Origin of the sequence: Actinacidiphila acididurans, from assembly GCF_016918855.1 — a bacterium.
In the GTDB taxonomy this organism is placed as follows: domain Bacteria; phylum Actinomycetota; class Actinomycetes; order Streptomycetales; family Streptomycetaceae; genus Actinacidiphila; species Actinacidiphila acididurans.
In genome coordinates, this window is record NZ_JADKYB010000019.1 from 66,513 (window position 1) to 88,458 (window position 21,946).

Below are 21,946 nucleotides of genomic sequence, written 5' to 3' on the forward strand. Positions count from 1 at the left end.
GGCGTCCCCGGCGCACAACACGGCGGCGGCCGGGCCGGCCCCCGGAACGATCTTCCTTGACACCGCCAATTGGACTAGGCCACTATCCGTTGGTCTGTACCAAGATGCTTCGTACCAAGATGCCTCCCCTGCCGTCCGGCGGGGGCGTCCCAGCGCATCGATTCGCCGGCACTACGCGGAAGGCCCAGCCGATGTCTCCAAGCCAGCCCTCCAGCAAGCAGAGCAAGGAGTTGCGACGCCTGGCGCTGTCCGTCCTGCAGCCGGGTTTCGTGGGCACCGAAGCGCCGGAGTGGGTGCTGCGGGCCATCGGTGACGGCCTGAGTTCCGTCGTCCTGTTCGCCCGCAACATCTCCTCGCCGGATCAGGTCGCGGCGCTCACCGAGCGGCTGCGCGCGGAGAACCCGGCGCTGATCGTGGCCATCGACGAGGAGGCCGGGGACGTCACCCGGATCGAATCGGCCACCGGCTCCACCCGGCCGGGCAACTTCGCGCTCGGCGCGGTGGACGACACCGGCCTGACCGAGTCGGTGGCACGCGACCTCGGCCGGCAGCTGCACGCCGCCGGGGTGAGCCTGAACTACGCGCCCAGCGTGGACGTCAACTCCAACCCGGACAACCCGATCATCGGGGTCCGGTCCTTCGGCGTCGACCCGGCGCTGGTCTCCCGGCACGCCGCGGCCTGGATCCAGGGCCTGCAGTCGGCCGGCGTCGCGGCCTGCGCCAAGCACTTCCCCGGCCACGGCGATGTCGCCGTGGACTCCCACCACGGCCTGCCCACCTACGACGCGGACCTGGACGCCATCGCCGCGCAGGCGCTGCCGCCCTTCCGGGCCGCCCTGGAGGCCGGGGTGCGCGCGGTGATGAGCGCCCACCTGCTGGTCCCGGCGTACGACGCGGATCTGCCGGCCACCTTGAGCACCCGGCTGCTGGGCGACCTGCTGCGCAAGGAACTCGGCTTCGACGGGCTGATCGTCACCGACGCGATCGAGATGGGCGCGGTGACGGACCGGTACGGCATCGACGGCGCCACCGTACGGGCCATCGCCGCCGGGGCGGACGCGATCTGCGTGGGCGGCGAGCACGCCGGGCAGGACACCGCCGAACTGCTCGCGGACGCGCTGGTGAACGCCGTCGCCGGCGGCCAACTCGCCCACGAGCGGCTGGCGGAGGCGTCCGAGCAGGTGCTGGCGTTCGCCGACTGGTCCTACCGGCTGGGCCGGACGGTGCCCGCCGACCCGGTGCGCGGCGACATCGGCTACGTCGCCGCCCGCCGGGCGATCCGGCTGGCCGGCCCGGCGCAGGACGTACTGCCGCTGACCGCGCCCCCGCACGTGGTGGAGCTGGTGCCCACCACCAACCTGGCGATCGGCAAGGAGACCCCCTGGGGCGTGGCCGGCCCGCTGCGCGAACGCCTGCCCGGAACCACCTCCGTCCGCGTCCACCACCGCCAACTGGCCGCCGGCTCCGGGGTGCTGGCGGAGTACGCGCTCGCCCCCGCCGCCGGCCGCCCGATGGTGGTCGTGGTCCGCGACGCGGCCCGCAACCAGTGGATGGGCGAGGCCCTGGCCGACCTCGCCGCCGCCCGCCCCGACGCGATCGTGGTCGAGATGGGCCTGCCCGCGCCGACCGCCCCGGGCGCGGTGCAGATCTTCACCCACGGCGCCACCGCCGCGTCCGGCGTGGCCGCGGCGGAGGTGCTGGCGGGCGGGCGCTGAGCACGAGCCGTACGGTCCCGGTCGGCGCCGTCGGGTGCCGCCCGGGCCGGCCGCCCTCCTCCGGCAGTGCCCGGACCGGGCGAGCGCGGCCCGGTTCGCCACAGTTCATGGCGCCGGCTGCGACCGGCGACGCCTCCGAGCCGCTGCCGCCGAGCTTGATGTACCGTACGACGCCCTCCTACAGTGGTCGGATGAGCACAAAACGGAGAGATCTCCGCCCATCTGGCGAAAGTACCGAAGAGCTCTCCGGTACGCGGGCGTCAGGGAGTGCGGCACAGTCCGCGGACGCCGTGGGCCGGCCCGCGGCGGGGGGCGGTACGGCGCCGGAGGCGGCGCACGAGCCGCAGCGCGCGGACGCGCTGCGCAACCGGGAACGGATCCTCCAGGTCGCCCACGACGCCTTCGCCGAGTCGGGCACCACCTCACTGAACGTGATCGCCAAACGGGCCGGTGTCGGCGCGGGCACGCTCTACCGCCACTTCCCGACCCGCGAGGACCTGATCCTGGCGGTCTACCGGCACGACGTGCAGCGGCTGGTCGACTCGGTGGACGACGTGCTGGCCACGCACACCGCGCTCGACGCATTCCGCGTCTGGTTCCGCACCCTGGCCGACTACGTCCGGCTCAAGCACGGCCTGGGCGAGGCGCTGCACACCGCCGCCGTCCAGGACGTGGTCAACGAGACGTACGCCCCGGTCACCGCGGCAGTCGGCGTCCTGCTGCGGGCGTGCGTGGCCGACGGCAGCGTCCGCCCCGGCCTGGACCCGGCGGACGTCCTGCTCCTGATGGGCTTCCTGTGGCGGGTCGGCCCGGGCGAGGAGGGCCGCGCCCAGGCCGAGCGGATCATGGAGCTGACCATCGACGGCTTCCGCCCGGGGCCGCGGGGCTGACGTCCGCCAAGCGCTACGTGAGCACGGAGCGCAGGGCGGCCGCGTACCGCTTCGCGACGGCGCCCTGGAGGCGGTGGCCGAGGGGGCCGGCGGCGCGGGCGTACCAGGCGGCCGGGCGGCTGATGGCGTGGACCGTGAAGAGGACCGAGCCGTCGGGCCGGCGTTCCACCACGAAGGCCTCCTCGCCGCTCTCGGGGTGGCCGGGCAGGGTGCCGTATCCGAAGCCGGCCCGGTTCTCCTCGTGCACCGTCCACACCACCTCGCACGGCGCCCGCACCGGCCCGAGCGCCAGCGTCAGGCGCACACCGGGCACGGCCCGCGGGGCATCGGGCCGTACCCGCAGGAAGGGCACCGCGCCGTGCATCCGCCAGGACAGCAACGCGTCGGCCGCCGCCTCGAAACTGCCCGGCGGCAGATCGGTGCGCATCCGCAGCTGGTGAAAGCCGATCGGTACGGCCGCCGGTGTCGGGCCGGTCGGGTCGGTGCGGCCCGCGAAGGGGTACGTGAGGTCGGGCACGACCGCACCGTACTCCCCCACGGGCCGCCGGGTTACGCCTCCGGTTCGCGCTGTTCGCCCTGCTCGCGCTGTTCGTCGGCCAGGAGCTGGAAGGCGACCGCGCCGTCCAGCGATTCGCGGATGATGTCGGCGTGGCCGGCGTGGCGGGCCTGCTCCTCGACGAGGTGGAGCAGGATCCAGCGGGCGGTGCGCTTGGCGTCCGGCGGGAACCAGGGCGCCTGAGGCAGCGGCACCAGGACGTCCAGGCTCGGCAGGGCGGTCACCGCGCGCTCGGTGGCGCGGGCCACCGCCGCGAAATCGGCCAGCACACCGGCCAGCGTCTCGCCGGGCAGGAGCTGGAACTCCGCGTTCCAGTCCGCCGCTTCCCAGCCCGCCTCGCCCGACCGCGCGTCCGTCGCCCCGCCCAGCACCTCCTGGATCCAGTGGTGCTCCATGTGCGCCGCGTGCTTCACCAGACCGCCCAGCGCCATGGCGCTCACGCTCGGGTGCGCGGCGGCCTGCTCGTCGGTCAGGCCGCGCACCGCCCTGCGCAGGCCCCCGCGCTGCGCTTCCAGGAACGCCAGCAGTGCCCCGCGCTCGTCGCCGACCTCGTCCACCAGACTCGGCATGACGCCACTCCGTTCTGTTCGTGTTCCGTTCCGTGTCGCCCGGCTTCTTCCGTCGCCGGCACTGCCCACGCTAGGAGCCGATGCGGTCAGGTTCGGTCCGCAAGGGGCCGGGCGGCGCGCCGGATGTCGTCGGAATGCCGCACCGAAGTGGCCCGCTTCCTGGCGGCGCGGGATCGTCGAGGCGGTCGGCGGCACCGGCTCACCGAACGGCCGGGCCGCGCACGCCGTACCGCCGCCGTACCGCCGTGCACGCGTGACCCGCGGGAGGTCGCCCGCCATGCCCGAGGAGATGTCCGTCACCGCGCAGGCGCCATGGGCGACGGCCCGCGGCCCGCGGGAGGCGGCGGGGGCGGCCCGGTGGCTGGGCGCGGTAGGCGCCGGCTACGTCCTGCTGCAACTGCTCCTGGTCGTGCCCGGCACCGGCCTGGCCTGGGACGAGACGGTATACACCAGCCAGGTGAGCGGTTCGGTGCCGGCCGCCTTCTTCAGCGCGCCCCGGGCCCGCGGCATCACGTTCCTCGCCGCGCCCGTCGCCCAGCTCACCACCTCGATGACCGCGCTGCGCGTGTGGATGGCACTGCTGTCGGGCGCCGGGCTGTTCCTGGCGCTGTGGGTGTGGCGCGCCCTGGTGCCGGTCCGCGTGCTCGCCCTGGCCGGGGCGCTGTTCGCCACCTTGTGGGTCACCGTCTTCTATGGCCCGCAGGTGATGCCCAACCTGTGGAGCGCGTACGGGGCGCTGGCCGCCGCCGGCTGCTTCCTGCGCGCGGCGCGCGACCCCACGGACCGCGGGGCCCTCAGCGGGCTGGCGGCGGGCGTCGCGGTGACCGGATTGATGCGCCCGCCGGACGCGGTGTGGCTGGTGCTGCCGCTCGCCGGGGCGGCCCTGCTGGTGCCCGCCTTGCGCCGCGGGCCGTGGCCGCTGGTCGCGATGGGCGCCGGCCTGGTGCTGGGCTGCGGGGAGTGGGTCGCCGAGGCGTACGTCCATTACGGCGGGCTCGCCGAGCGGCTGCGCACCGCCGGCCGGATCCAGGGCGGCATGGGCTGGAACGTCGCGGTGGGCGACCAGATCCGGGCGCTCGACGGGCGGGCCCTGTGCCGGCCCTGCGACGTGCCGTGGCGGCACAAGGTGACCGCCCTGTGGTGGTTCGCGCTGCCGCCGCTGGCCGTGGGCGGCGCAATGGTGGCGGCCCGCGCCGGCCGCCGGGCCGCCGCCTGGCTGCCGCTGACGACCGGGGTGAGCCTCGCCGTGCCGTACCTGTTCCTCGTCGACTACGCGGCCCCGCGCTTCCTGCTGCCCGCCTACGCCCTGCTGGCCCTGCCCGTCGCAGAGGCGCTGCACGCGCTGCTCACCCCGCCCGCGACTTCGGCCGTCACGGCATCGAACCGCAAAGTACGCACCCTGGTGCCGGCTCTGGTGGCGGCCGCCCTGTGCGCGCACCTGGCGGTGCAGTTGCGGGTCGCGGCCGGGGACGTCCGCACCAACCGGGCGATGCGCGCCACCTTCAGCGGCGCCGCGCAGCAGTTGCGCGGCGCCGGGGTGCGCCCGCCGTGCGTCGTGTCGGGTACGAGCTCGGTCCCGGTCGCCTTCTACGCCGGATGCGCCTCGCACGAGATCAGCGGCCCGGACACCAGCAGCACCCCGGCGGGCGTGGTGGCCGCCGCGCGCCGCGGGCCCGTCGCCTTCCTGGTCCCCCCGCACCTGCCGCCGCCCGCCTTCGTCCGGACCTGGACCCCGCTGGCCCTGCACGTGCCCGGCGTCCTGTCCGGCTACCGCGCGTACGTGGCGCCGCCGCCGGGCCGCTGACGACGTGCGCCCAGCCGCCGGTACGACCCCGCGCGGACCGTACGGACACCGGAGCGACCGGCCCCCACGATCAATCGGAGGGTCCTCCGTTTATGCTAGCCTGCCGTCACGGCCGTATCGGAGGAACCTCCGGATAGCGGCCCGCGACAGCGTACCCCCTCACCCCCAGGAGCACCGTCATGAGCAGCGCGGACAGCGCACCGAAGGCACCCGGCGGGACCGCCCTTCTGGCCGGGCGGACGGTCGCCCGGATCGGGCTCGGCGCGATGCAGCTCGCCGACCCGCCCGGCGGCCGCCCCGGACCGAGCCGCGAGCAGGCGGTCGCGGTCCTGCGCACCGCCGTCGCGCGGGGCGTGAACCACATCGACACAGCGCAGTTCTACGGGGCCGGCGCGTGCAACGAGGTCATCCGCCAGGCCCTGCACCCCTACTCCGACGACCTGTCGCTGGTCAGCAAGGTGGGCGCCGACCACGACATGGCGGCCGGCACCCTGGTGCCGGCCCAGCGGCCGGAGCAGCTGCGGGCGAGCGTCGAGGAGAACCTCGCGGCCCTGGGCACGGACCACCTCGCCGTGGTCAACCTGCGGCGCCTGGACGTCGCGCCCGGCCTGGTCGCCGAGGGCGACCAGCGGGTGGACCTCGACAGCCAGCTCGCCGAGCTGATGGCGCTGCGGGACGCGGGCACGATCGGTGGGATCGGGCTGAGCAATGTGGACGCGGCCCAGCTCCGCCAGGCCCTGCCGGCCGGGATCGTGTGCGTGCAGAACGCGCACAGCCCGCTGGACCGGGCCGCCGAGCCCGTGCTCGAGGTGTGCCGGGAGCACGGCGTCGCCTGGGTGCCGTTCTTCCCGCTCGGCTCGGCCTTCCCGGCCATCCCCAAGGTGACCGAGCACCCCGTGGTCGTCGAGGCCGCCGCCGCACTCGGCGTCACTCGGGCCCAGGTCGGCCTGGCCTGGCACCTGGCCCACTACGCCCGCACGCTGCTGATCCCCGGCACCGCCGACCCGGCCCACCTGGCCGACAACCTCGCGGCCGGCGCCGTCCGCCTCGACCCGGCCACACTCGCCGCGATCGACGCGCTCGCCCCGGCGGCCTGACCGCCGTCGCCCCCCGCGGGCCCGGCTCCGGCGCGCGGCTGTCCGCGTACCGGACCCGGGCCCGCGGTGTCGTCCGCGTGCCGTTGTTCGCGTGCCGTTGCCCCGCGTGCTGTTATCCGCATGCCGTTGTCCGCGTACTGCTGTCCGCGTACGTGAATCGCCCGCCCGGCGCCGCGCTCCCGCACACGCGCCACTCGTACCACGAACCCCGTGGCCAACTCCCCCTCCTTCCGCAACCCTTGACGCCCTCCGGCTCGCGGCCTACCGTCGGCTGACGAACGGCCCGTCCATGAATATGGCCTGACTTCATGTACGTGAATCGCAGTCGGATCCGCCGCTTCCCCCGCACGCCCCGCGGCGGACCGGGCCGTACGCGACCCCCCACACCCAGGAGGAAGTTCGTGACGAACTCCCGCACCCTCTCCGCGGCCACGGCTGCGGCCGTCGCCGTCCTCGGCCTCGGGCTGGCGTCACTGGCGTCCGGCACCGCCTCGGCCGCGCCGGCCGCCCGTACGGTGAACGTCTCCACCGCCGCCCAGCTCAGCGCGGCGCTGGCCGGCGCCCAGCCCGGCGACACCATCGCGCTCGCCGACGGCACCTACAGCGGCCAGTTCAAGGCCGCGGTCGCGGGCACCTCGTCCGCGCCCATTGTGCTCACCGGCAGCGCCAAGGCCGTGCTGACCTCAAGCGGCGGCAATGGTTACGGCCTGTGGCTGGACAAGGCGCCGTACTGGCAGGTCAAGGGCCTGACCGTGGCGAACGCGAACAAGGGCGTCGTCATGGACGCCTCCCCGCACGTCACCATTGACGGCATCACGGTCCACGACATCGGCTACGAGGGCGTGCACTTCCGCTCCGGCAGCGACCACGGCGTCATCGAGGACTCCACGGTCCACGACACCGGCACCACCCACCCCGAATACGGCGAGGGCGTCTACATCGGCTCGGCCAACAGCAACTGGGACCAGTACGCGGGCCCGACCGGAGTGGACGCCTCGGACTACGTCCAGGTGCTCAACAACCACATCGGACCGAATGTCGCCGCAGAGGGCATCGACATCAAGGAGGGCACCCACTCCGGTGTGGTGCGCGGCAACACCCTGGACGGCACCGGCGAGCAGAACCAGAACTCCGGCGACTCCACGATCGACGTCAAGGGCGACGGCTACGTCCTGGACGGCAACACGGTCGGCCACCCGTACACCGACGGCTTCCAGGTGCACAACGTGTACGCGTCCTACGGCTGCGGCAACAGCTTCACCGGCAACCACTTCACGCTGGGCTCCGCGCCCGGCTACGGCATCAACGTCACCGACAACAGCAAGTGCTCGGCGAAGAACACGGTGTCGGCCACCAACACCTCGAGCGGCGGCAAGGGCCTGACGAACATCACCGTGACCGGCTGATCCCCCCACGCCCCTCACCCGTGAAGCCCCGCACCGCGCGGCGGCCGGGACCCGTACCCCACGGTCCCGGCCCGCCGTCGCTCCCCCGTCGGCTCGCGGTCCACGCGTGGTCTACCCGTGCCGCCGGTAATTGGGGCCGCCCATCATGAACACCAGCGTGGCGACCGTGAAGGCGATCACGAGCAGTGAGAAGCCGATGGTCTCCAGCGCCCTCATCCCGGTCCTCCTCACCGCCGGCCCGAGGGGCCCGTACCGGCGCGGCCGGACCCGGCCCGACCCCACCACCGTCGCACGGCTGCCGGGTCCCGGCAGATCGGGGTCCACGGACCGGACCGGCGTCTCGGATGGTGGTCTCTGGCGGTCCGTGGCGGTCCAGGGCCGGGCCGAACGCCCCCGGACAGCGGCGAAGGCCCCGGGAGAGCGGCCGGGAACGTGTGCGCCCGGGACGGCCGCCCCGGGCGCACACATCGGGTTCCGGGACCGTCAGGGCGTGAAGACGTGCTGCCCCGGCGCGAGCAGCCGGTTCGGGTCGTAGCGCTGCTTGGCGGCGGCGAACTCCGGCCAGCTCCGGCCGTACTGCGCCCGCCAGTCGGCCGGGCTCATCGCGATGGTGCCCACCGGGTACTGGGTGCCGCCGGCCACGCGCACCGTCTCGTAGGCGGCGGCGTTGGCGGCGGCGCGCGCCTGGACGGCGGCCTGGTCGGCCGGGTCCATCGTCCACAGCACGGCCAGCAGGTAGGGGACGGGGTCGGCCGGCATCCGCAGCAGCGGGGTGCGCAGCCGGTCGCTCACCAGCGGGTAGATCAGCACCACTCCCCCGGGCCCGGTGTCCTGCCCGGCGATGCCGTCCAGCAGGGTGCGGGCGAGGGTCGCGGCACTGTCGCCGGGCAGCAGCAGGTTGAGCCAGGGGTGCGCCCAGGACCACAGGCCGGCCTGCTCCAGCGCGGCCACGCCCGCGGCGAGCCGGTTCAGGAAGTCGAAGTAGTCCAGGGTCTCGGCGGTGACCGCGCCGGAGGTGTCGTAGCGCAGGCCGGCCAGCAGCGCCGTGTCGTCCGGTTCGGGTCCTGCGGGCGGCCCGTAGGCGACGGCCTCCAGGACGTAACCGGTGAAGGCCCCGGCGGCGTCGGGGACGACCTCACCCTCGACGTAGGCGAAGCGGTCGTCCTCGGCGAGCAGCCGCTGGTCGTCGAGGAAGGTGGCCAGGTCGGTGTAGGGCAGCAGGAAGTGACGTACCGTCACGGGCGCGGTGACCAGGCGCAGGGTGGCCGAGACGATCACCGCGCACTGGCCGAGGCCGGCCAGCACCGCGCGGAAGAGGTCGGGGCGGCGGGTGGCGGAGCAGGTGAGCAGCTCGCCGGCGCCGGTGACGACCTGGAGCTGGGTGACGTTGTCGACCTGGGCGCCGTAGAGGTGGGTCTGGCCACCGAGGCCGCCGACCGACAGGGTGCCGCCGACGGACAGTTCGAGGTAGTCGGTGAAGACCGGCGGGGTCAGGCCCTGCGCCAGGGTGGCGTGGACGACCGCGCTCCACACGGCGCCGGCCTGCACGGTGACGGTACCCGTGCCCGCGCCCTGCTGCGCGCGGACCGGGCCGATCGCGTTCAGCGTCGCGGTCTCGACGATCAGGCCGCCGTCCACCTGGGCCTGGCCATTGGTGGCGTGCCCCTGGCCGCGGGCGGCGACCTGGATGCCCTGGTCGTTGCAGAAGCGGATCATGGTCACCACGTCGGCGACCGAGCCGGGCCGCAGGATCGCCGCCGGGGTGCGGTGGACGCTGTGGCCGAAGTCGTCGGCGTCGGCGGCCAGTGCCGCCGGGTCGGTGACCAGGGTGCCGTCCAGCGGCGGGACGTCGGCGAACGGCCCACCGGTGGTGGTGCGGCCGGTGGCGGGCGCCGGGTGTCCCGCCGCGGTGACCCAGGTCCGGGCCAGCGGATCGAACGCGATCACGGCGGCTCCTGCCGCCAGTCCGTGCAGGGCGGTGCGTCGGTTGAGCGGTTGCGGCAGGCGGTGCCGGTCGGGCATGCGGTGCCTCCTCCTGGGCCGGTGGACCGGTGGGTCGCGGCGGTACGCCGACACCGGGCGGCTGCGGCCCCGCGACCGGCGTCGATGCTATCCGCGGGGCCCACTCACCGGACCCCCCGCGGCACGGGCCGGACGCGCCGTCCCGGATCCCTCGATGATCACCCGGCCCGGCGTCCCCTTCCGCCCCGTACGTCCCAGTAGCGTGCTGCGCGCAGCGCAGTGTTCACACCCGCGCAGTCCGGTGGTGGCTGGGATGTCCCCCGCCGGTACTTGCCTGGAAAGGTCCGCGTGCCGTCCGGGGCGCGCGGACACCTCGGCGGGAGGGGCGGGATGGCACGGGACATCGGGCGGCGCAGATTCCTCACCGGGGCGGGAGCCGCGATCACCATGGCGGCCGTGGGCACTCCCGCGTACGCGACCGACGACGCGCGGGACGCGGCCACCGCCAACGACCTGGTGGATGTTCAGCTCCTCGACATCACCGACCTGCACGGCTACTTGCAGTCCGCGCCCGGCGGCAACAGCGTGATCCAGGGCGCCGGCGGCGCCACGTACACGGTGGGCGGGATCGGCTACATGGCCGCGCACCTGGAGCGGCTGCGGGCGGGGCGGCGCAATTCGCTGTTCTTCGCGCCCGGGGATCTCTTCTCCGGCTGGGAGTTCGACGCCATGAGCCTGGCCGACGAGCCGTCGATCGAGGCGCTGAACCGGCTGGGGCTGGACTTCGCGACGGCCGGCAACCACGAGTTCGACAAGTCGCCGTCCTTCCTGGTCCGGCACATGGAGCACGGCGTGCCCTTCCCGGTGGCCGGCCAGGACGACTCCTTCCCCGACTCGGCGGGGCTGCGCTTCAAGGGCGCGCGGTTCCGCTACTACAGCGCCAACATGGTCTGGGCGCACGGCGGCCGTTCGGTGCTGCCGCCGTACAACATCGAGTGGGTGGACGCCGGGAACGGCCGCCGGCTGCCGATCGGCTTCATCCACCTGACCGCGATCGGCACCGACACCGGCTCGACCTCGTACCAGCCGGCGCTGGCCTCGCTGGACGAGGTGGCGACCGCCAACCGGTGCGCCGCGGAGCTCAAGCGGCGCGGGGTCAACGCGATCGTGCTGAGCATGCACGACGGGGCGGTGGCCGGCAGCGACTTCAGCAGCGGCAGCGATCCGTCCGGGCCGGCCTACGACCTGGCGCTGAAGGTGTCGCCGGACATCGACGCGATCGTCACCGGGCACTGGCACTGCCGGTTCACCATGATGGTGCCCGACCCGAACGGGGTGCCGCGGCCGTTCGTGGAGGCCGGCTGCTACGGACAGGTCATCAACGAGATCAACCTGCGGCTGGACCCGCGCACCGGGGCGGTGGTGCGGGAGCTGACCACGTCGGTCAACCACCCCAACACCCGTGATGTGACGCCCGATCCGGAGCTCCAGGAGATCGCCGACTACTGGACGGGGTACGCGGCGAGGCGCGGCGCCACGGTGATCGGCCGGCAGACCGCGTCCTTCACCCGCACCCGCAACGCGGCCGGCGAGAGCACGATGGGCAACCTGGTGGCGGACTGGGCGTACTGGGCCGGACGGCAGCCGCTCGGCCCGATGAACGACGGCAACGACAACCCGAACGTGCCCGCCGACCTCGCCCTGGTGGCCGCGGCGCCGCGGGTCGGGCAGAGCGTGATCAGCCGCGACCTGACGCTGGACAGCGCGTCCGGCGGCGCGGTGACGCTCCAGCAGGCGTGGAACGCGGTCGGCTACGGCGACCCGATCCTCACCGTCACCGTGACCGGGCAGCAGATCCTGGCCGCGCTCGAGGAGCAGTGGTACGCGGCCGCCGACGGGTCCATGCGGTTCGCGCCGCTGGCGGTCTCGGCGAACGTCGGCTACTCCTTCGACGCCACCGCCGCGGCCGGCTCACGGGTGCGGGCGCAGGACGTCCTGATCGACGGCGCGCCGCTGCGGCCGGACGCCTCCTACCGGCTGGCGGCCACCGCGTACACGCTGCTGGGGGCGGACGGCTTCACGTCCTTCGCCGGTTTCGCCGCGCCGGTGCGGCACGTACGGGACTACGAGAGCTTCGTGGCGTTCGTACGCGCGCAGGAGTCGCTGACGCCGGCCGCGCTCGGCCGGGTGAGCGTACGCAACGCGGACGCGACGACGGCCCGGATCGGCGACATGGTCCCCCACGCGCAGTCCTGCGCGGCCTTCGCGGCCGGCCGGGACGCGCCGGCGGGCGCGGACGCCTCGGCGGAGTCCCGTACGGTCGCCGCCCAGCTCACCCGGGCCCGCCCGGCGGGCACGGCCGCCCTTCCGTGCTGACCCCTATCGGGTGATTTTCCCGGCCCCTGCGGCGTGTCCTACCGGGCCGCCTCGGGGGCCGCCGCACGGTGTCACCAGGCAGGGGTGTCTGCCTCCCCAGGGCCGAGTACCTGCCGCGATGGGAGGTGTGCCGTGCTGGCGGATGGTCTGTGGCGTACGGTGCAGCGCGCGATCGACTCACCGGGAAAAACCGCCCGCTTGATCGCGATCCTGGTCACCCTGGGCGGCTGCGCCGCGATGTGCGGCTGGGCCTGGCGACGAGGCTGAAGCCGGGCGCCTGCCCGCTAGCGGAACCGCCGCGCAGGGCTGGCCCGGCGCCACAACGCGCGGGTCAGCCCGCGGTCAGGGTGGGGCTGGATTGGCCAACGGAATCGGCGCCACTGATCGAAAAGGCGTCATGCTCCGGCTATGTGGCAGCAGTTGGGCGGCAACCATCGGCCTTCCCCACAGTTTGCCCGAGAGTAATCGTTCATGTGCCGGAAAATCGGCAGGCCGCCACCAGCTCCGAGGCGGCAATTCATGGTCAACTGCGGTCCCAGGCCTACGTCCCGGGTCTCCCGCGAGCTACTACCTCGGTCTGTTCATGATCCGGGATCAGCGCCGCGCCCTCGCCCTACGGTCCGCCACTTGCCAAAATGCACCAAATTATTTCCTGTCGTCAATGTTCACCAAATGCCACGCGGCGCACAATCAATGGCGGCATCACCGTCATTTTCCCGGACGTGTATTCAGTCCTGTCAAGCGCACCACTAAGGCCTCTCCCATTGACTCCGAAGTGGTTCGAAAATAGTTTGAGTCCTTCGCAATTTTACGCAGCGCATGCCGATATATGCGGCGCCATCCTTCATGGACGGGCGCACCACTCCCCCTCACGCCCGTGGCAAAATTGGTGAAACTGGGCATAGTGGACTCTCATTGCCTATGTCATATCCCATGGGTCAATAGTCCGCGCGAAACTGCGCAGCACGAAATCCCCCGAGGCATCCCTCCTCTTTGCGAGTCGCCGTGATCCCGACTTGCGTGATAACAATTACTTCACGTCGTCGTGCGCCATAGCGGTACACGGTCGCAGCGGGCGGCCATGCGATCGAATGCATGCACCCGGTACCCTCGAAAGGGCCCCTTGTGTCATTTGCACCTCCTCTGCCCCCTGTTCCAGAGACCTCAACGGTTCTCAACGTCGGGATCGCTGCCGACATGTTCAAGCCCGACCAGTGCATGCCGTCCCGCTCGCACGGAGCCGCCCTCGGCTACGGCCCGGCGTCGTACGTCGAGGCGTTGGGCAGCTTGCTGCTCCTCCAGGCGAAGAGCCCGGCGCAGGCCTGACTCGAGCCCGGCGAGAGGCTGAACGCGCTGCAAGAAAGGTGCAAGGCTGACACAAGCCGGCCGACCGCAGGGCTGGGCACCTCCCCCATCGGAAGACCTCACAACTGACAGAGGAGGGGGAGTTCCGAGGTGTCGGGGGAGGCAATGCCCGCGGAGAGAGTCACGGCGGGCGAGGCGGCAGCACGGGCTGACGGGAACGAATGGCTCACACTGCCGGCGCGCAAGAAGGTACTCGTGCCCGTGCACACCGAGGTGTACGGCAGGCGTCTGCGGGACCTGGTGTCGCTGCTCGAATCGGACTTGCGGATCGAGTTGGCGTGGACTGTCCCGCCTCATGCGTTCAACGGGGGTGTGGCCGAGTACCTGAGCGCACTGGGGGCGACGGTCCTGCCGTGGCCCGAAGCAGTCAACACGGAGTTCGACCTCGCCCTCGCGGCCGGTTCGAAGGGGATGGAGCAACTGAAGGCGCCCCTCCTGCGCGTTTCGCACGGCGCCGGGCACATGTCACTTGCCCGGGTGGCCCCTGGTCTGCCGCCGGGCGACCGGAACGACCGCGAGCCGGGCGGCATCACCGGGCGCGCGTATCTGACCTGGGAGGGGGCGGTGGTACCGCGAGCCATCGCACTGCCGCACCGGGACGACCTGGGGGCCCTGGCCCGCTGGTGCCCGGAGGCACTGCCGGTGGCCAAGGTGGTCGGGGACTCGACGTACGACCGGATCGCGGCCAGTCTGCCGTTCCGGGCTCGGTACCGCGAGGCGCTGGAGCTTGACGCGGACGAGCACTTGGTGCTGGTGACGTCGACCTGGGGCCGCAGGTCGTCGTTCAACCGGCTCGACGCGCTGCTGCCGCGGCTGCTCAGCGAGTTGCCACGACCGCGATACCGAGTAGCGCTCCTGGTGCATCCCAATGTGTGGTCGCTGCACGGCCCCTTCCAGGTGCGGGGCTGGCTCGCCGACTGCCGCCGGGCGGGGATCATGGTCCTGCCGCCGGCGGCGGACTGGCGGGCCGCGCTGGTGGCGGCGGACTCGGTGATCGGGGACTACAGCTCCACTACGCTTTACGCAACGATGACGGGCGCGCCGATTCTTCTGGCCCGCTACCCACAGCACGACGCAAACCCTGCCTCGCCGGGGGTTGACATGGCGCTCGCGGCTCCGGCATTGTCGCCCACTCGGTCACTGGCCGAACAACTCGCCTACGCCGCAGAGGTGTACCCGCGCCGCGAGTTCACCCGGATCGCCCGGCGGATCACGTCGGAGCCGGGCCGGTTCAACAGCAATATCCGTCGGCTCATGTACCGCATCCTCGGCATCGGCGAGCCGGCGTACGCGCCGGCAACCGAGCCCGTCGAGCCTGTACGGCCGGAGCCGCCGGCGTGAGCGGCCCAACACCGGTAGATTCTGTCGTGGCCGACCTGGACGGCGGCGCGGACGAGCGTCGACGGCGCTGCGCCGACGCGCTGTACGGCACGGGGAACCCGGACACGGCGGCCATGTGGCTCGACCGCTACCCGGGCTGCCTGATCGTCTCGGTGCGGGCGGCAACAGGCCGGTGCGTCACGATCACGCGCACCGGTGTCCGGATCACGGTTGACCCGGTCGGCAGCCCCCGGCAACACCGACTGCTGGTCCTGCTGCTGCATCAGTGGCTGGTGGACTTCAGCTCCGGTTCAGGGACCGCAGCCGATCCTCCAACCGCCCGGCATCTGTCGGGCTGAGCGGGGTGTACAGGGCCAGGGACTGCTCGTACCAGTCCCTGGCCTCCCCCGGATCACCCCGGTCGGCCGCCGTCCCGCCCAGCATCTCCATCGCATGAGCCTGCCAGTGGACCGAACCGGTACGCACGAACTCCGCCAAAGCTTGGCGCAAACATGCCTCGGCTGCCGGGAAGTCCCTAATGCCTTCTGCCGCGTGGGCGAGGCCGAGAAAGGCCAGCGCCCGCGCGGCGTCATAGGGGTCGGGAACGGCCAGCAGGGCGGCCCGGGCCCGGGTCAGCAAGTCGACCGCGCCCGCCGCGTCGCCGGAAGCGAGGGCGACGTCGCCCAGGCACAGTCTGCTGAGGGCCGCGCCGCGCGCGTACCCGATGGTCTCGCGCAGGTCGAGTGCCTGTCGGAACAGCCGTGCGGCCTGCTCCAACCGGCCAGCCAGCCGGTGGGACTGGCCGAGGCCGTGCAGGGCCTGCGCCTGGGCCCGCAGGTCGCCGTCCCGGCGGGCGCCCTCCAACGCGCGGGTGAACCAGGCGATCGCCTCGTCGTAGTCGCCGACGTTGTAGAAGCCGCTGCCTCCGGTGGTGAGCATACGGCTGACACCCTCCGGGTGACCGGCCCGCTCCGCCGCGGCCAGCCCGATACGATGCGCCTCGGTCCACAGATCGTACGGTCGCCGACGCAGGAAGAGCGGTTGCATGCTGTCCACCAACTGCCAAGCCGTGGCATCCCAGCCCCGCTCGGCGGCCAGCCGTATCGCGGCCATCAGATGAATCTGCTCGGTGTCCAGCCACATCAGAGCGGTGGCCTCGTCGGCGAAGGCCGGTACGTGCCCGGGCGGAAAGACGTAGTCGCGCCTCAACTGTCGGTGGGTGGGCGACAGCAGACGCCGTGCCGCGGTGGCGGTGGCCAGGTACCAGTCGAGGACCCGGCGCACCACGGCCCGGCGGGCATCGGGCTGCTCGTCCTCGGCGGCACGCAGGGCGGCGTGATCCCTGATGAGGTCGTGCAGCCGGAAACGATCATGGCCGAGCTCTTCGACAAGGTTCACATCGACCAGTTCGTCCAGTAATCGGACGGCGCCGCCGGGCGTCAGGTCGCAGGCCGCGGCGACGTGATCCGGGCCGAACTCCGGAACGACGAGCAACCCGAGTTGCCGGTAGCCTCGGGCGACGTCGGGCGGCAGAGCGGCGTACGAATCGTCCAGCGCCGTGCGCACCGCCCGGTCCCCGCCGGCGTCGAGGGCGTCGAGCCGGTCGTGATCGCTGCTCATCGCACCGGTCAGAACGGCCAGCGGCTGCCGCGGGCGGGCCGCCATCCGAGCCGCAGCAACGCACAGCGCGAGCGGCAGTCCACCGCACAAGCGGGCGAGCCCTTGCACGGCCTCGCGTTCGGAGGCGACGCGCTCGCGGCCCAGCCGGTGGGTGAGCAGTTCCACGGCGTCCTCGGACCGCAGGACGCCGATCTGGTGGAAGGCCGCGCCGTCGAGGCCGAGAGCGGGCAGGCGCCGCCTGCTGGTCATGACGGCAAGTGCGGCAGGCGAGGCGGGCAGCAACGGACGCACCTGTGCTGCGCTGTAGGCATTGTCGAGCATGACGGCGATCCGCAGGTCGGCGGTGACCGTACGCCACAAAGCGGTCTGCTCGGCGAGCGCGATCGGAACGTGGTCGACGCCGAAGGCCCGCAGGAAGCGGCCCAGTACCACCCCGGGATCGGCTGGATCGTCCCCGAATCCCTGAAGATCTGCGTACAGCTGCCCACCTGGGTACATGGGAGCGAGACCGCCCAACCATCGGGAGACCAGGGCCGTCTTGCCAACTCCGGCGGTTCCGCTGACCACGATCCGGACGCCGGTGTCCCGCTGAGCGGCGCGCAACCCGTCGAGTGCCGCCAGGTCCGCCTCCCGGCCGGTGAAATGGGCCGGCGCGGGGATGAGCTGGCGCGGGACCGGGAGCCGCGAGTCATGGTGACCGTACTCGTGCACGTGGATTCCACCGCTGATGTCGCGGGCCTGCACCGTGGTCCCGACGACACGGGCGCCACCCGTGATGATGTTGGCGGTGGAGACCGCCGCCCACTGCCGCAGGGCAGCGCCGAGTTCGGGCCTGGAAGCGGCGATCCGCGCCAGCCGGTGGGCCACGATGCGGACCGCTGCGGCATCATCGGGCGCCGGACTGCCGATGTCCTCGCCGGGCAGCAGACCGGCCAGCACGCGCCACGCAGCCTCATCGGCCCGCAGAACGGCGACGGTCATCTCCTCCACTGTCAGCTCGTCCATGGAGTCCCCTCCCCAGTGGCCGACACGGGCCCTCTTGTCAATTTACGGGTAACGAAGCGTGGATGGTTCTGATCAACCGCCCCGTCATGACCAAGAACGACCGCTAGTGCCCGTGTAAGAGGCGTTTCGGCCAACCCCGCATCAATGAACGAGCGACCCTTTTGGGCGATCTTGACGCGTGTCACTCTTGACTCAGACGGAGTGGTGACCGGGGCGAGGGGGATCCGGTGGACATCGACATCGTCGTCCTGGGGCCTGTGGAACTGCATGTACGCGGTCGGCTCGAACTGTCGGGCGCCGCCAAGGTGGTCCACCTGCTCGCCGCGCTGGCACTTGACGCGGGCAAGGCGGTTCCGCTGGAGACTTTGAGCCGGCGCATTTGGGACGATGTGCTGCCCGGCAAGCCCAGTGCGTCGCTGCACGCGTACGCCACTCGCCTGAGACGAAGACTCGGCGACGAGCGGCTGGTCCAGCAGCAGGCGCACGCGTACACACTCGACGTCCCGCCGCACGCGGTCGACTATCACCGGTTCGAGCACCTCGTGGTCCAGGCCCGGTCTCTGGCGTCCAGTGGAGATGACACGCAGGCCCTGGCCCTGTTGCGGAGGGCGGAGGCGCTGTGGCGCGGCGCACCGCTCACCGGCTTCACCGGTCTGTGGGCCCAACAGGTCCGGCGCGGGCTTGCCGAACGGCGGCTGGCCGCGACCCTTTTCCGCATCGAGATCGAACTTCGCGCGGGGCACTTCGCCGGTCTCATGGAGGAACTCTCCGGCCTGCTAGACCGGCATCCCACCGACGAGACGGTGGTCCGGCACTTCATGATCGCGGCCCATGGCAACGGCCGCCAGAGCGATGCTCTGCGTGCGTACGAGTCGGTCCGCCGGCGTCTGCGGCAGTTCGGGACCGAGCCGGGTGAGGCCCTGACCCAGGTGTACCGGCGGATCCTCGACCAGGTTCCGGCCGGCGAACTCGTCACCCCGGCGCCCCGGGCCGGCTCCGCCGCACCGGCTCCGCAGAATCTCCCTGCCCACAGCAAATTACTTGTCGGCCGAGCACAGGAACTGCGCGCGCTCCGGAACGCCGGCGCGAGCGTCGTCGCCTTCCAGGCGATCTCCGGCATGGCCGGGGTGGGCAAGACCCTCCTCGCCCTGCACGCCGCCCGCGACCTCGCCGATCAATACCCTGATGGTCAGGTGCACATCAACTTGGGGGCGCACGCCAGTCGGCGCCCACTGTCCCCGGAAGCCGCGCTGACCGCCCTCCTGCGTACTTTCGGAGTCCCGGTCAAGGCCCTCCCGCACGACCTCGACGGACTCGTCACATTGTGGCGGACCGTACTCGGGACTCGGCGGGCCGTGATCGTGCTGGACGACGCGGCCGATGCCGCCCAAATCCAGCCGCTACTGCCCGGCGACTCGCCCTCCCTGGTGCTCATAACCAGCCGCCGGAGGCTGACCGGAATCCCCGGGATCCATCACGTCTTCATCGATGTCCTGACACCCGCGGACGCCCAGTCGCTGCTCACCGAACGGGCCGGTCTCGCCCCGGGCCGGGCGTCCGAGGACATCGCCGCGCTCGCCCGATTATGCGGCAACCTGCCGCTCGCGCTGGAACTGGCTGCAGCCCGGCTGCGTTCGCATCCGGCTTGGACAGTCGGCCACTTGGTCCAGCGGATGTCCCAGGATTCCGACCGTCTGGCGGAGATCCGCGACGGCCGCTCGGAGATCGCCTCGGTCTTCGCCTTCTCCTATCAGGACCTCACCGCTGAGGAGCAGCGGGTCTTCCGGCTCCTCGCCCTCCACCGGTCGCACACCTTCGACATCTACGCGACCGCTGCACTCGTCGGCCTCCCCCTTGCGACCACGGAACGCGTCCTGGAATCGTTGCTGGATGCGCATCTCCTTCAGGAGCCGGCGGCCGACCGATACGAGTTCCACGATCTGATTGCCGTCTACGCACAGTCCCTGATGCTTTACGACCCGCATTCCGTGCGAGAACGGGCGCTGGAAGCGCTGACCACTTTCCATCTGTACGCCGTCGCCGCTGCCGACCGCCTGCTTCATCCACGACGCCGACACCTGGTCCTTCCCTCGCCTCCTGCAACGCTTCGGCTGCCCGAATGGTCCGGGCCGCAACAGGCGAAGGCTTGGCTGCTGGCCGAAATCGGGGCGGTCATCGACGCCGAGGCCCGTCTGCGCGAAGGCGGTGACCACGAGCGAGCCGCGTACCTGGCCGACGTCGCGGGCAGCTTTCTCGATGCCGAGGGCCTGTGGGGGCCGGCGGCGACCATGCACACCTATGCGGCACGGTACTGGGACGAGGTCGGCGACCGTTCCGCGCAGGCGCACGCGCTTCTGGCGCTCGCCTCGGTCCAGTCGCAGGCCGGACGGTACGAGGAGGCCGAACGCAACAGCCACCGGGCGCTCGCCAGCGCCAGAGCAGTGGCCGACGAGGACGCCGAAGCCGAGGCACTCAGATCTCTCTGGCTGGTGTGCTGGAACCTCGGAAGATTGAAGGAGTCGCAGATCCACCAGCAGCAGGCACTCGACATCCGGCTGCGGTCGGGCGACGTCTGGCAGATCGCCCGCGCCCGCAACAACCTCGGCATCTCGCTGTTCCAACTCGGGCAGCACGCCTCCGCCATGGAGTGCTTCGCCACCGCCCTCGACGGGTTCGTCCGAGCGGGGGATCCGCGGGGAGAGGCCCAGGCGCTGAACAACCTCGGTGATCTCCATCACCACATGGGACAGGAGGGCCAGGCCCGGATGGCCCTCAGCCGGTCCCTGGATCTGACCACCGAGTTCGGCAGCCGCGCAGAAAAGGCCATCCTGCAACTGAACCTGGCCAACACCATGCAGGAGCCGGGTGACCTGGAGCGGACACTGAACCTCTACCGAGAGGCCCTGGTGGCTTTCCGTCACATCGGCGACAAACGCAATGAAACCGTGACGCTCAATGCCATCGGCACCGCTCTCCACAGAGCCGGGCAGCACGCCGAGGCATCGGCGCACCACACGGTCGCGCTCGCCCTTGCCCGCGAAATAGGTGCCGCGCAGGAAGAGGTCCAGGCGCTAAGGGGCCTGGGCAGTGCGGAGTTCAGTTCCGGCCGCGGCGATTCCGGCGTGCAACAACTCACCGAGGCACTCGCGTTGGCGGAGCGCATCGGCGCCTCCGAGGAAGAGGCCCGCGCACATATGGCCCTGGCGGACCTGCACCTGGCAGCCGACCGTCGGGGCGAGGCGGTACGCCATCTCTGGCGGGCGCACGACCGGTTCCTCGCCCTGAACGAAGCCGAGTCCGCGGCCCTCCTGGCTCGGTTGCGGGATCTCGCCGAACCCGCCTAGGGGCAGCCCCCTTCGAGCAGGGCGGCGAGGCGGGCAGCCAGGGCGGAGTTCTTCGGGGCCAGGTGGGCGACGACGGTGTGGGCCGCGTCCGGGCTGTGGAGTTTGACGTAGTCGAGCTCGATGGGGCCCAGGGCCGGGTGGTGGAAGACGCGGGCCGTGGAGGAGAAGGCGGCCAGGTCCTTGCGGTGCCAGATGCGGGCGAAGTCCGGGCTTTCGGCCTGGAGTTCGGCGATCAGGCCGGCGAGCTCGGGGCGCAGGACGTCCTCGCCGGCCTGGGTGCGGAACAGGGCCACCGTCTGGGCCGCGTCGCGCTCCCAGTCGTCAGTGGTGGCGCGCAATCGGTCCGAGGTGAACATCAGCCAGAGGATGTTGCGGCGGTGCGCGGGGAACCGGGCCACGTCGGTGTAGAGCAGTTCACAGCCGCGGTTCCAGGCCACGATGTCGAACCGGCGGTCCAGGATGAAGGCCGGGTTCGGGTCGAGCTGGTCGAGCAGGACCGCGTACGGCGCCGGCACGGCGGCGGTGGCCGCGGGCGTCACGGCGGGGGTGTCCGGCGGCAGTTCGCCGGCCAGCCGGAACAGATGCCGGGTCTCCACCTCGTCCAGGCCCAGCACGCCCACCAGGCTGCCGAGCACCTGGCGGGACCCGCGGATCGGCCGGCCCTGCTCCAGCCACGTGTACCAGGTGACGCTGAGGCCGGCGAGGGTGGCGACCTCCTCGCGACGCAGCCCTGGGGTCCGGCGCCGCGCGCCCGGTGCCAGCCCGACGTCCTCGGGCCTGCGCCGCTCCCGGCGGCTGCGCAGGAAGTCCGCCAGCTCCTGACGCTGCTCGGCGCTGGACACCTGCCGCAACCCCTCTGTCTTCCGTCGGCCCGCACCGCAAACCCTACAAGAGGGTGCCCGGACGGGGCCCGGGTG

16 protein-coding genes are annotated in these 21,946 nt (G+C 72.2%); 11 read left to right on the forward strand and 5 right to left on the reverse strand.

Translation table 11 applies throughout. The features are described 5' to 3' along the window. Positions 1–191: 191 nt before the first annotated feature. Positions 192–1,715 (forward strand): glycoside hydrolase family 3 protein, encoded by a 1,524-nt coding sequence (locus ITX44_RS29605; protein ID WP_205360863.1) that lies wholly within the window; start codon positions 192–194, stop codon positions 1,713–1,715. Positions 1,716–2,005: 290 nt separating this feature from the next. Continuing rightward, a complete protein-coding gene (locus tag ITX44_RS29610) occupies positions 2,006–2,605 on the forward strand; it encodes a TetR/AcrR family transcriptional regulator (protein WP_307795549.1) in 600 nt (199 codons plus the stop codon). 13 nt (positions 2,606–2,618) lie between these two features. Here ITX44_RS29610 and ITX44_RS29615 read toward each other — a convergent pair whose 3' ends face one another. Together ITX44_RS29615 and ITX44_RS29620 are read right to left on the reverse strand one after the other, a co-directional pair. Then, the gene (locus tag ITX44_RS29615; protein WP_307795550.1) at positions 2,619–3,122 is read right to left on the reverse strand and encodes a DUF1990 domain-containing protein; all 504 of its coding nucleotides are present in this window, start codon (positions 3,120–3,122) and stop codon (positions 2,619–2,621) included. A gap of 32 nt (positions 3,123–3,154) precedes the next feature. Then, positions 3,155–3,730 (reverse strand): DinB family protein, encoded by a 576-nt coding sequence (locus ITX44_RS29620; RefSeq protein WP_205360867.1) that lies wholly within the window; start codon positions 3,728–3,730, stop codon positions 3,155–3,157. 277 nt (positions 3,731–4,007) lie between these two features. Between ITX44_RS29620 and ITX44_RS29625 the strand changes: the two genes are divergently transcribed. From ITX44_RS29625 to ITX44_RS29635, 3 genes are all read left to right on the forward strand, one after another. After that, a complete protein-coding gene (locus ITX44_RS29625; protein ID WP_236061947.1) occupies positions 4,008–5,534 on the forward strand; it encodes a hypothetical protein in 1,527 nt (508 codons plus the stop codon). A gap of 179 nt (positions 5,535–5,713) precedes the next feature. Continuing rightward, the gene (locus ITX44_RS29630) at positions 5,714–6,631 is read left to right on the forward strand and encodes an aldo/keto reductase (RefSeq protein ID WP_205360869.1); all 918 of its coding nucleotides are present in this window, start codon (positions 5,714–5,716) and stop codon (positions 6,629–6,631) included. Between the two features lie 401 nt (positions 6,632–7,032). After that, complete coding sequence (locus ITX44_RS29635; protein WP_307795551.1) at positions 7,033–8,037, forward strand: right-handed parallel beta-helix repeat-containing protein; 1,005 nt, start codon at positions 7,033–7,035, stop codon at positions 8,035–8,037. A 483-nt stretch (positions 8,038–8,520) separates the two neighbouring features. On the opposite strand, the gene ITX44_RS29640 is transcribed toward ITX44_RS29635, so the two are convergent. Continuing rightward, complete coding sequence (locus ITX44_RS29640) at positions 8,521–10,059, reverse strand: FAD-binding protein (protein WP_236061948.1); 1,539 nt, start codon at positions 10,057–10,059, stop codon at positions 8,521–8,523. Between the two features lie 330 nt (positions 10,060–10,389). Here ITX44_RS29640 and ITX44_RS29645 point away from each other — a divergent pair, with 330 nt between their 5' ends. The 5 genes from ITX44_RS29645 to ITX44_RS29655 all read left to right on the forward strand — a co-directional run bounded on the left by ITX44_RS29645 (position 10,390) and on the right by ITX44_RS29655 (position 15,419). Continuing rightward, on the forward strand, positions 10,390–12,375 hold the full coding sequence (locus tag ITX44_RS29645; RefSeq protein ID WP_205360872.1) for a bifunctional metallophosphatase/5'-nucleotidase: 1,986 nt from the start codon (positions 10,390–10,392) through the stop codon (positions 12,373–12,375). Between the two features lie 132 nt (positions 12,376–12,507). Then, entirely contained in the window at positions 12,508–12,642 is a 135-nt protein-coding gene (locus ITX44_RS42365) for a hypothetical protein (protein ID WP_265934330.1), read from the forward strand. A gap of 930 nt (positions 12,643–13,572) precedes the next feature. Continuing rightward, positions 13,573–13,701, forward strand: a complete 129-nt coding sequence (locus tag ITX44_RS42370; RefSeq protein WP_265934331.1) for a hypothetical protein — start codon at positions 13,573–13,575, stop codon at positions 13,699–13,701. A gap of 234 nt (positions 13,702–13,935) precedes the next feature. Continuing rightward, positions 13,936–15,081, forward strand: coding sequence for a CDP-glycerol glycerophosphotransferase family protein (locus tag ITX44_RS29650; protein WP_307795552.1), 1,146 nt, complete (start codon positions 13,936–13,938; stop codon positions 15,079–15,081). A gap of 26 nt (positions 15,082–15,107) precedes the next feature. Beyond that, positions 15,108–15,419 carry a hypothetical protein gene (locus ITX44_RS29655; RefSeq protein WP_205360876.1) on the forward strand — a complete coding sequence of 104 codons (312 nt, stop codon included), beginning with the start codon at positions 15,108–15,110 and terminating at the stop codon, positions 15,417–15,419. On the opposite strand, the gene ITX44_RS29660 is transcribed toward ITX44_RS29655, so the two are convergent. Then, a complete protein-coding gene (locus ITX44_RS29660; protein WP_236061949.1) occupies positions 15,361–17,685 on the reverse strand; it encodes an ATP-binding protein in 2,325 nt (774 codons plus the stop codon). The two genes, ITX44_RS29655 and ITX44_RS29660, sit on opposite strands and share 59 nt — an antisense overlap. A 227-nt stretch (positions 17,686–17,912) precedes the next feature. Here ITX44_RS29660 and ITX44_RS29665 point away from each other — a divergent pair, with 227 nt between their 5' ends. Next, positions 17,913–21,029, forward strand: coding sequence for an AfsR/SARP family transcriptional regulator (locus ITX44_RS29665; RefSeq protein WP_205360893.1), 3,117 nt, complete (start codon positions 17,913–17,915; stop codon positions 21,027–21,029). Here the strand turns inward: ITX44_RS29665 and ITX44_RS29670 are convergent. Beyond that, positions 21,026–21,871 (reverse strand): helix-turn-helix transcriptional regulator, encoded by an 846-nt coding sequence (locus ITX44_RS29670; protein WP_205360894.1) that lies wholly within the window; start codon positions 21,869–21,871, stop codon positions 21,026–21,028. The genes ITX44_RS29665 and ITX44_RS29670 overlap by 4 nt on opposite strands. Between the last annotated feature and the right edge of the window lie 75 nt (positions 21,872–21,946).

Coding starts and splice junctions, on each gene's coding strand:
- ITX44_RS42370 (WP_265934331.1), top strand. CDS start 13,573: ATGTTCAAGCCCGACCAGTGCATGCCGTCCCGCTCGCACGGAGCCGCC.
- ITX44_RS29630 (WP_205360869.1), top strand. CDS start 5,714: ATGAGCAGCGCGGACAGCGCACCGAAGGCACCCGGCGGGACCGCCCTT.
- ITX44_RS29645 (WP_205360872.1), top strand. CDS start 10,390: ATGGCACGGGACATCGGGCGGCGCAGATTCCTCACCGGGGCGGGAGCC.
- ITX44_RS29605 (WP_205360863.1), top strand. CDS start 192: ATGTCTCCAAGCCAGCCCTCCAGCAAGCAGAGCAAGGAGTTGCGACGC.
- ITX44_RS29660 (WP_236061949.1), bottom strand. CDS start 17,685: ATGGACGAGCTGACAGTGGAGGAGATGACCGTCGCCGTTCTGCGGGCC.
- ITX44_RS29625 (WP_236061947.1), top strand. CDS start 4,008: ATGCCCGAGGAGATGTCCGTCACCGCGCAGGCGCCATGGGCGACGGCC.
- ITX44_RS29640 (WP_236061948.1), bottom strand. CDS start 10,059: ATGCCCGACCGGCACCGCCTGCCGCAACCGCTCAACCGACGCACCGCC.
- ITX44_RS29620 (WP_205360867.1), bottom strand. CDS start 3,730: ATGCCGAGTCTGGTGGACGAGGTCGGCGACGAGCGCGGGGCACTGCTG.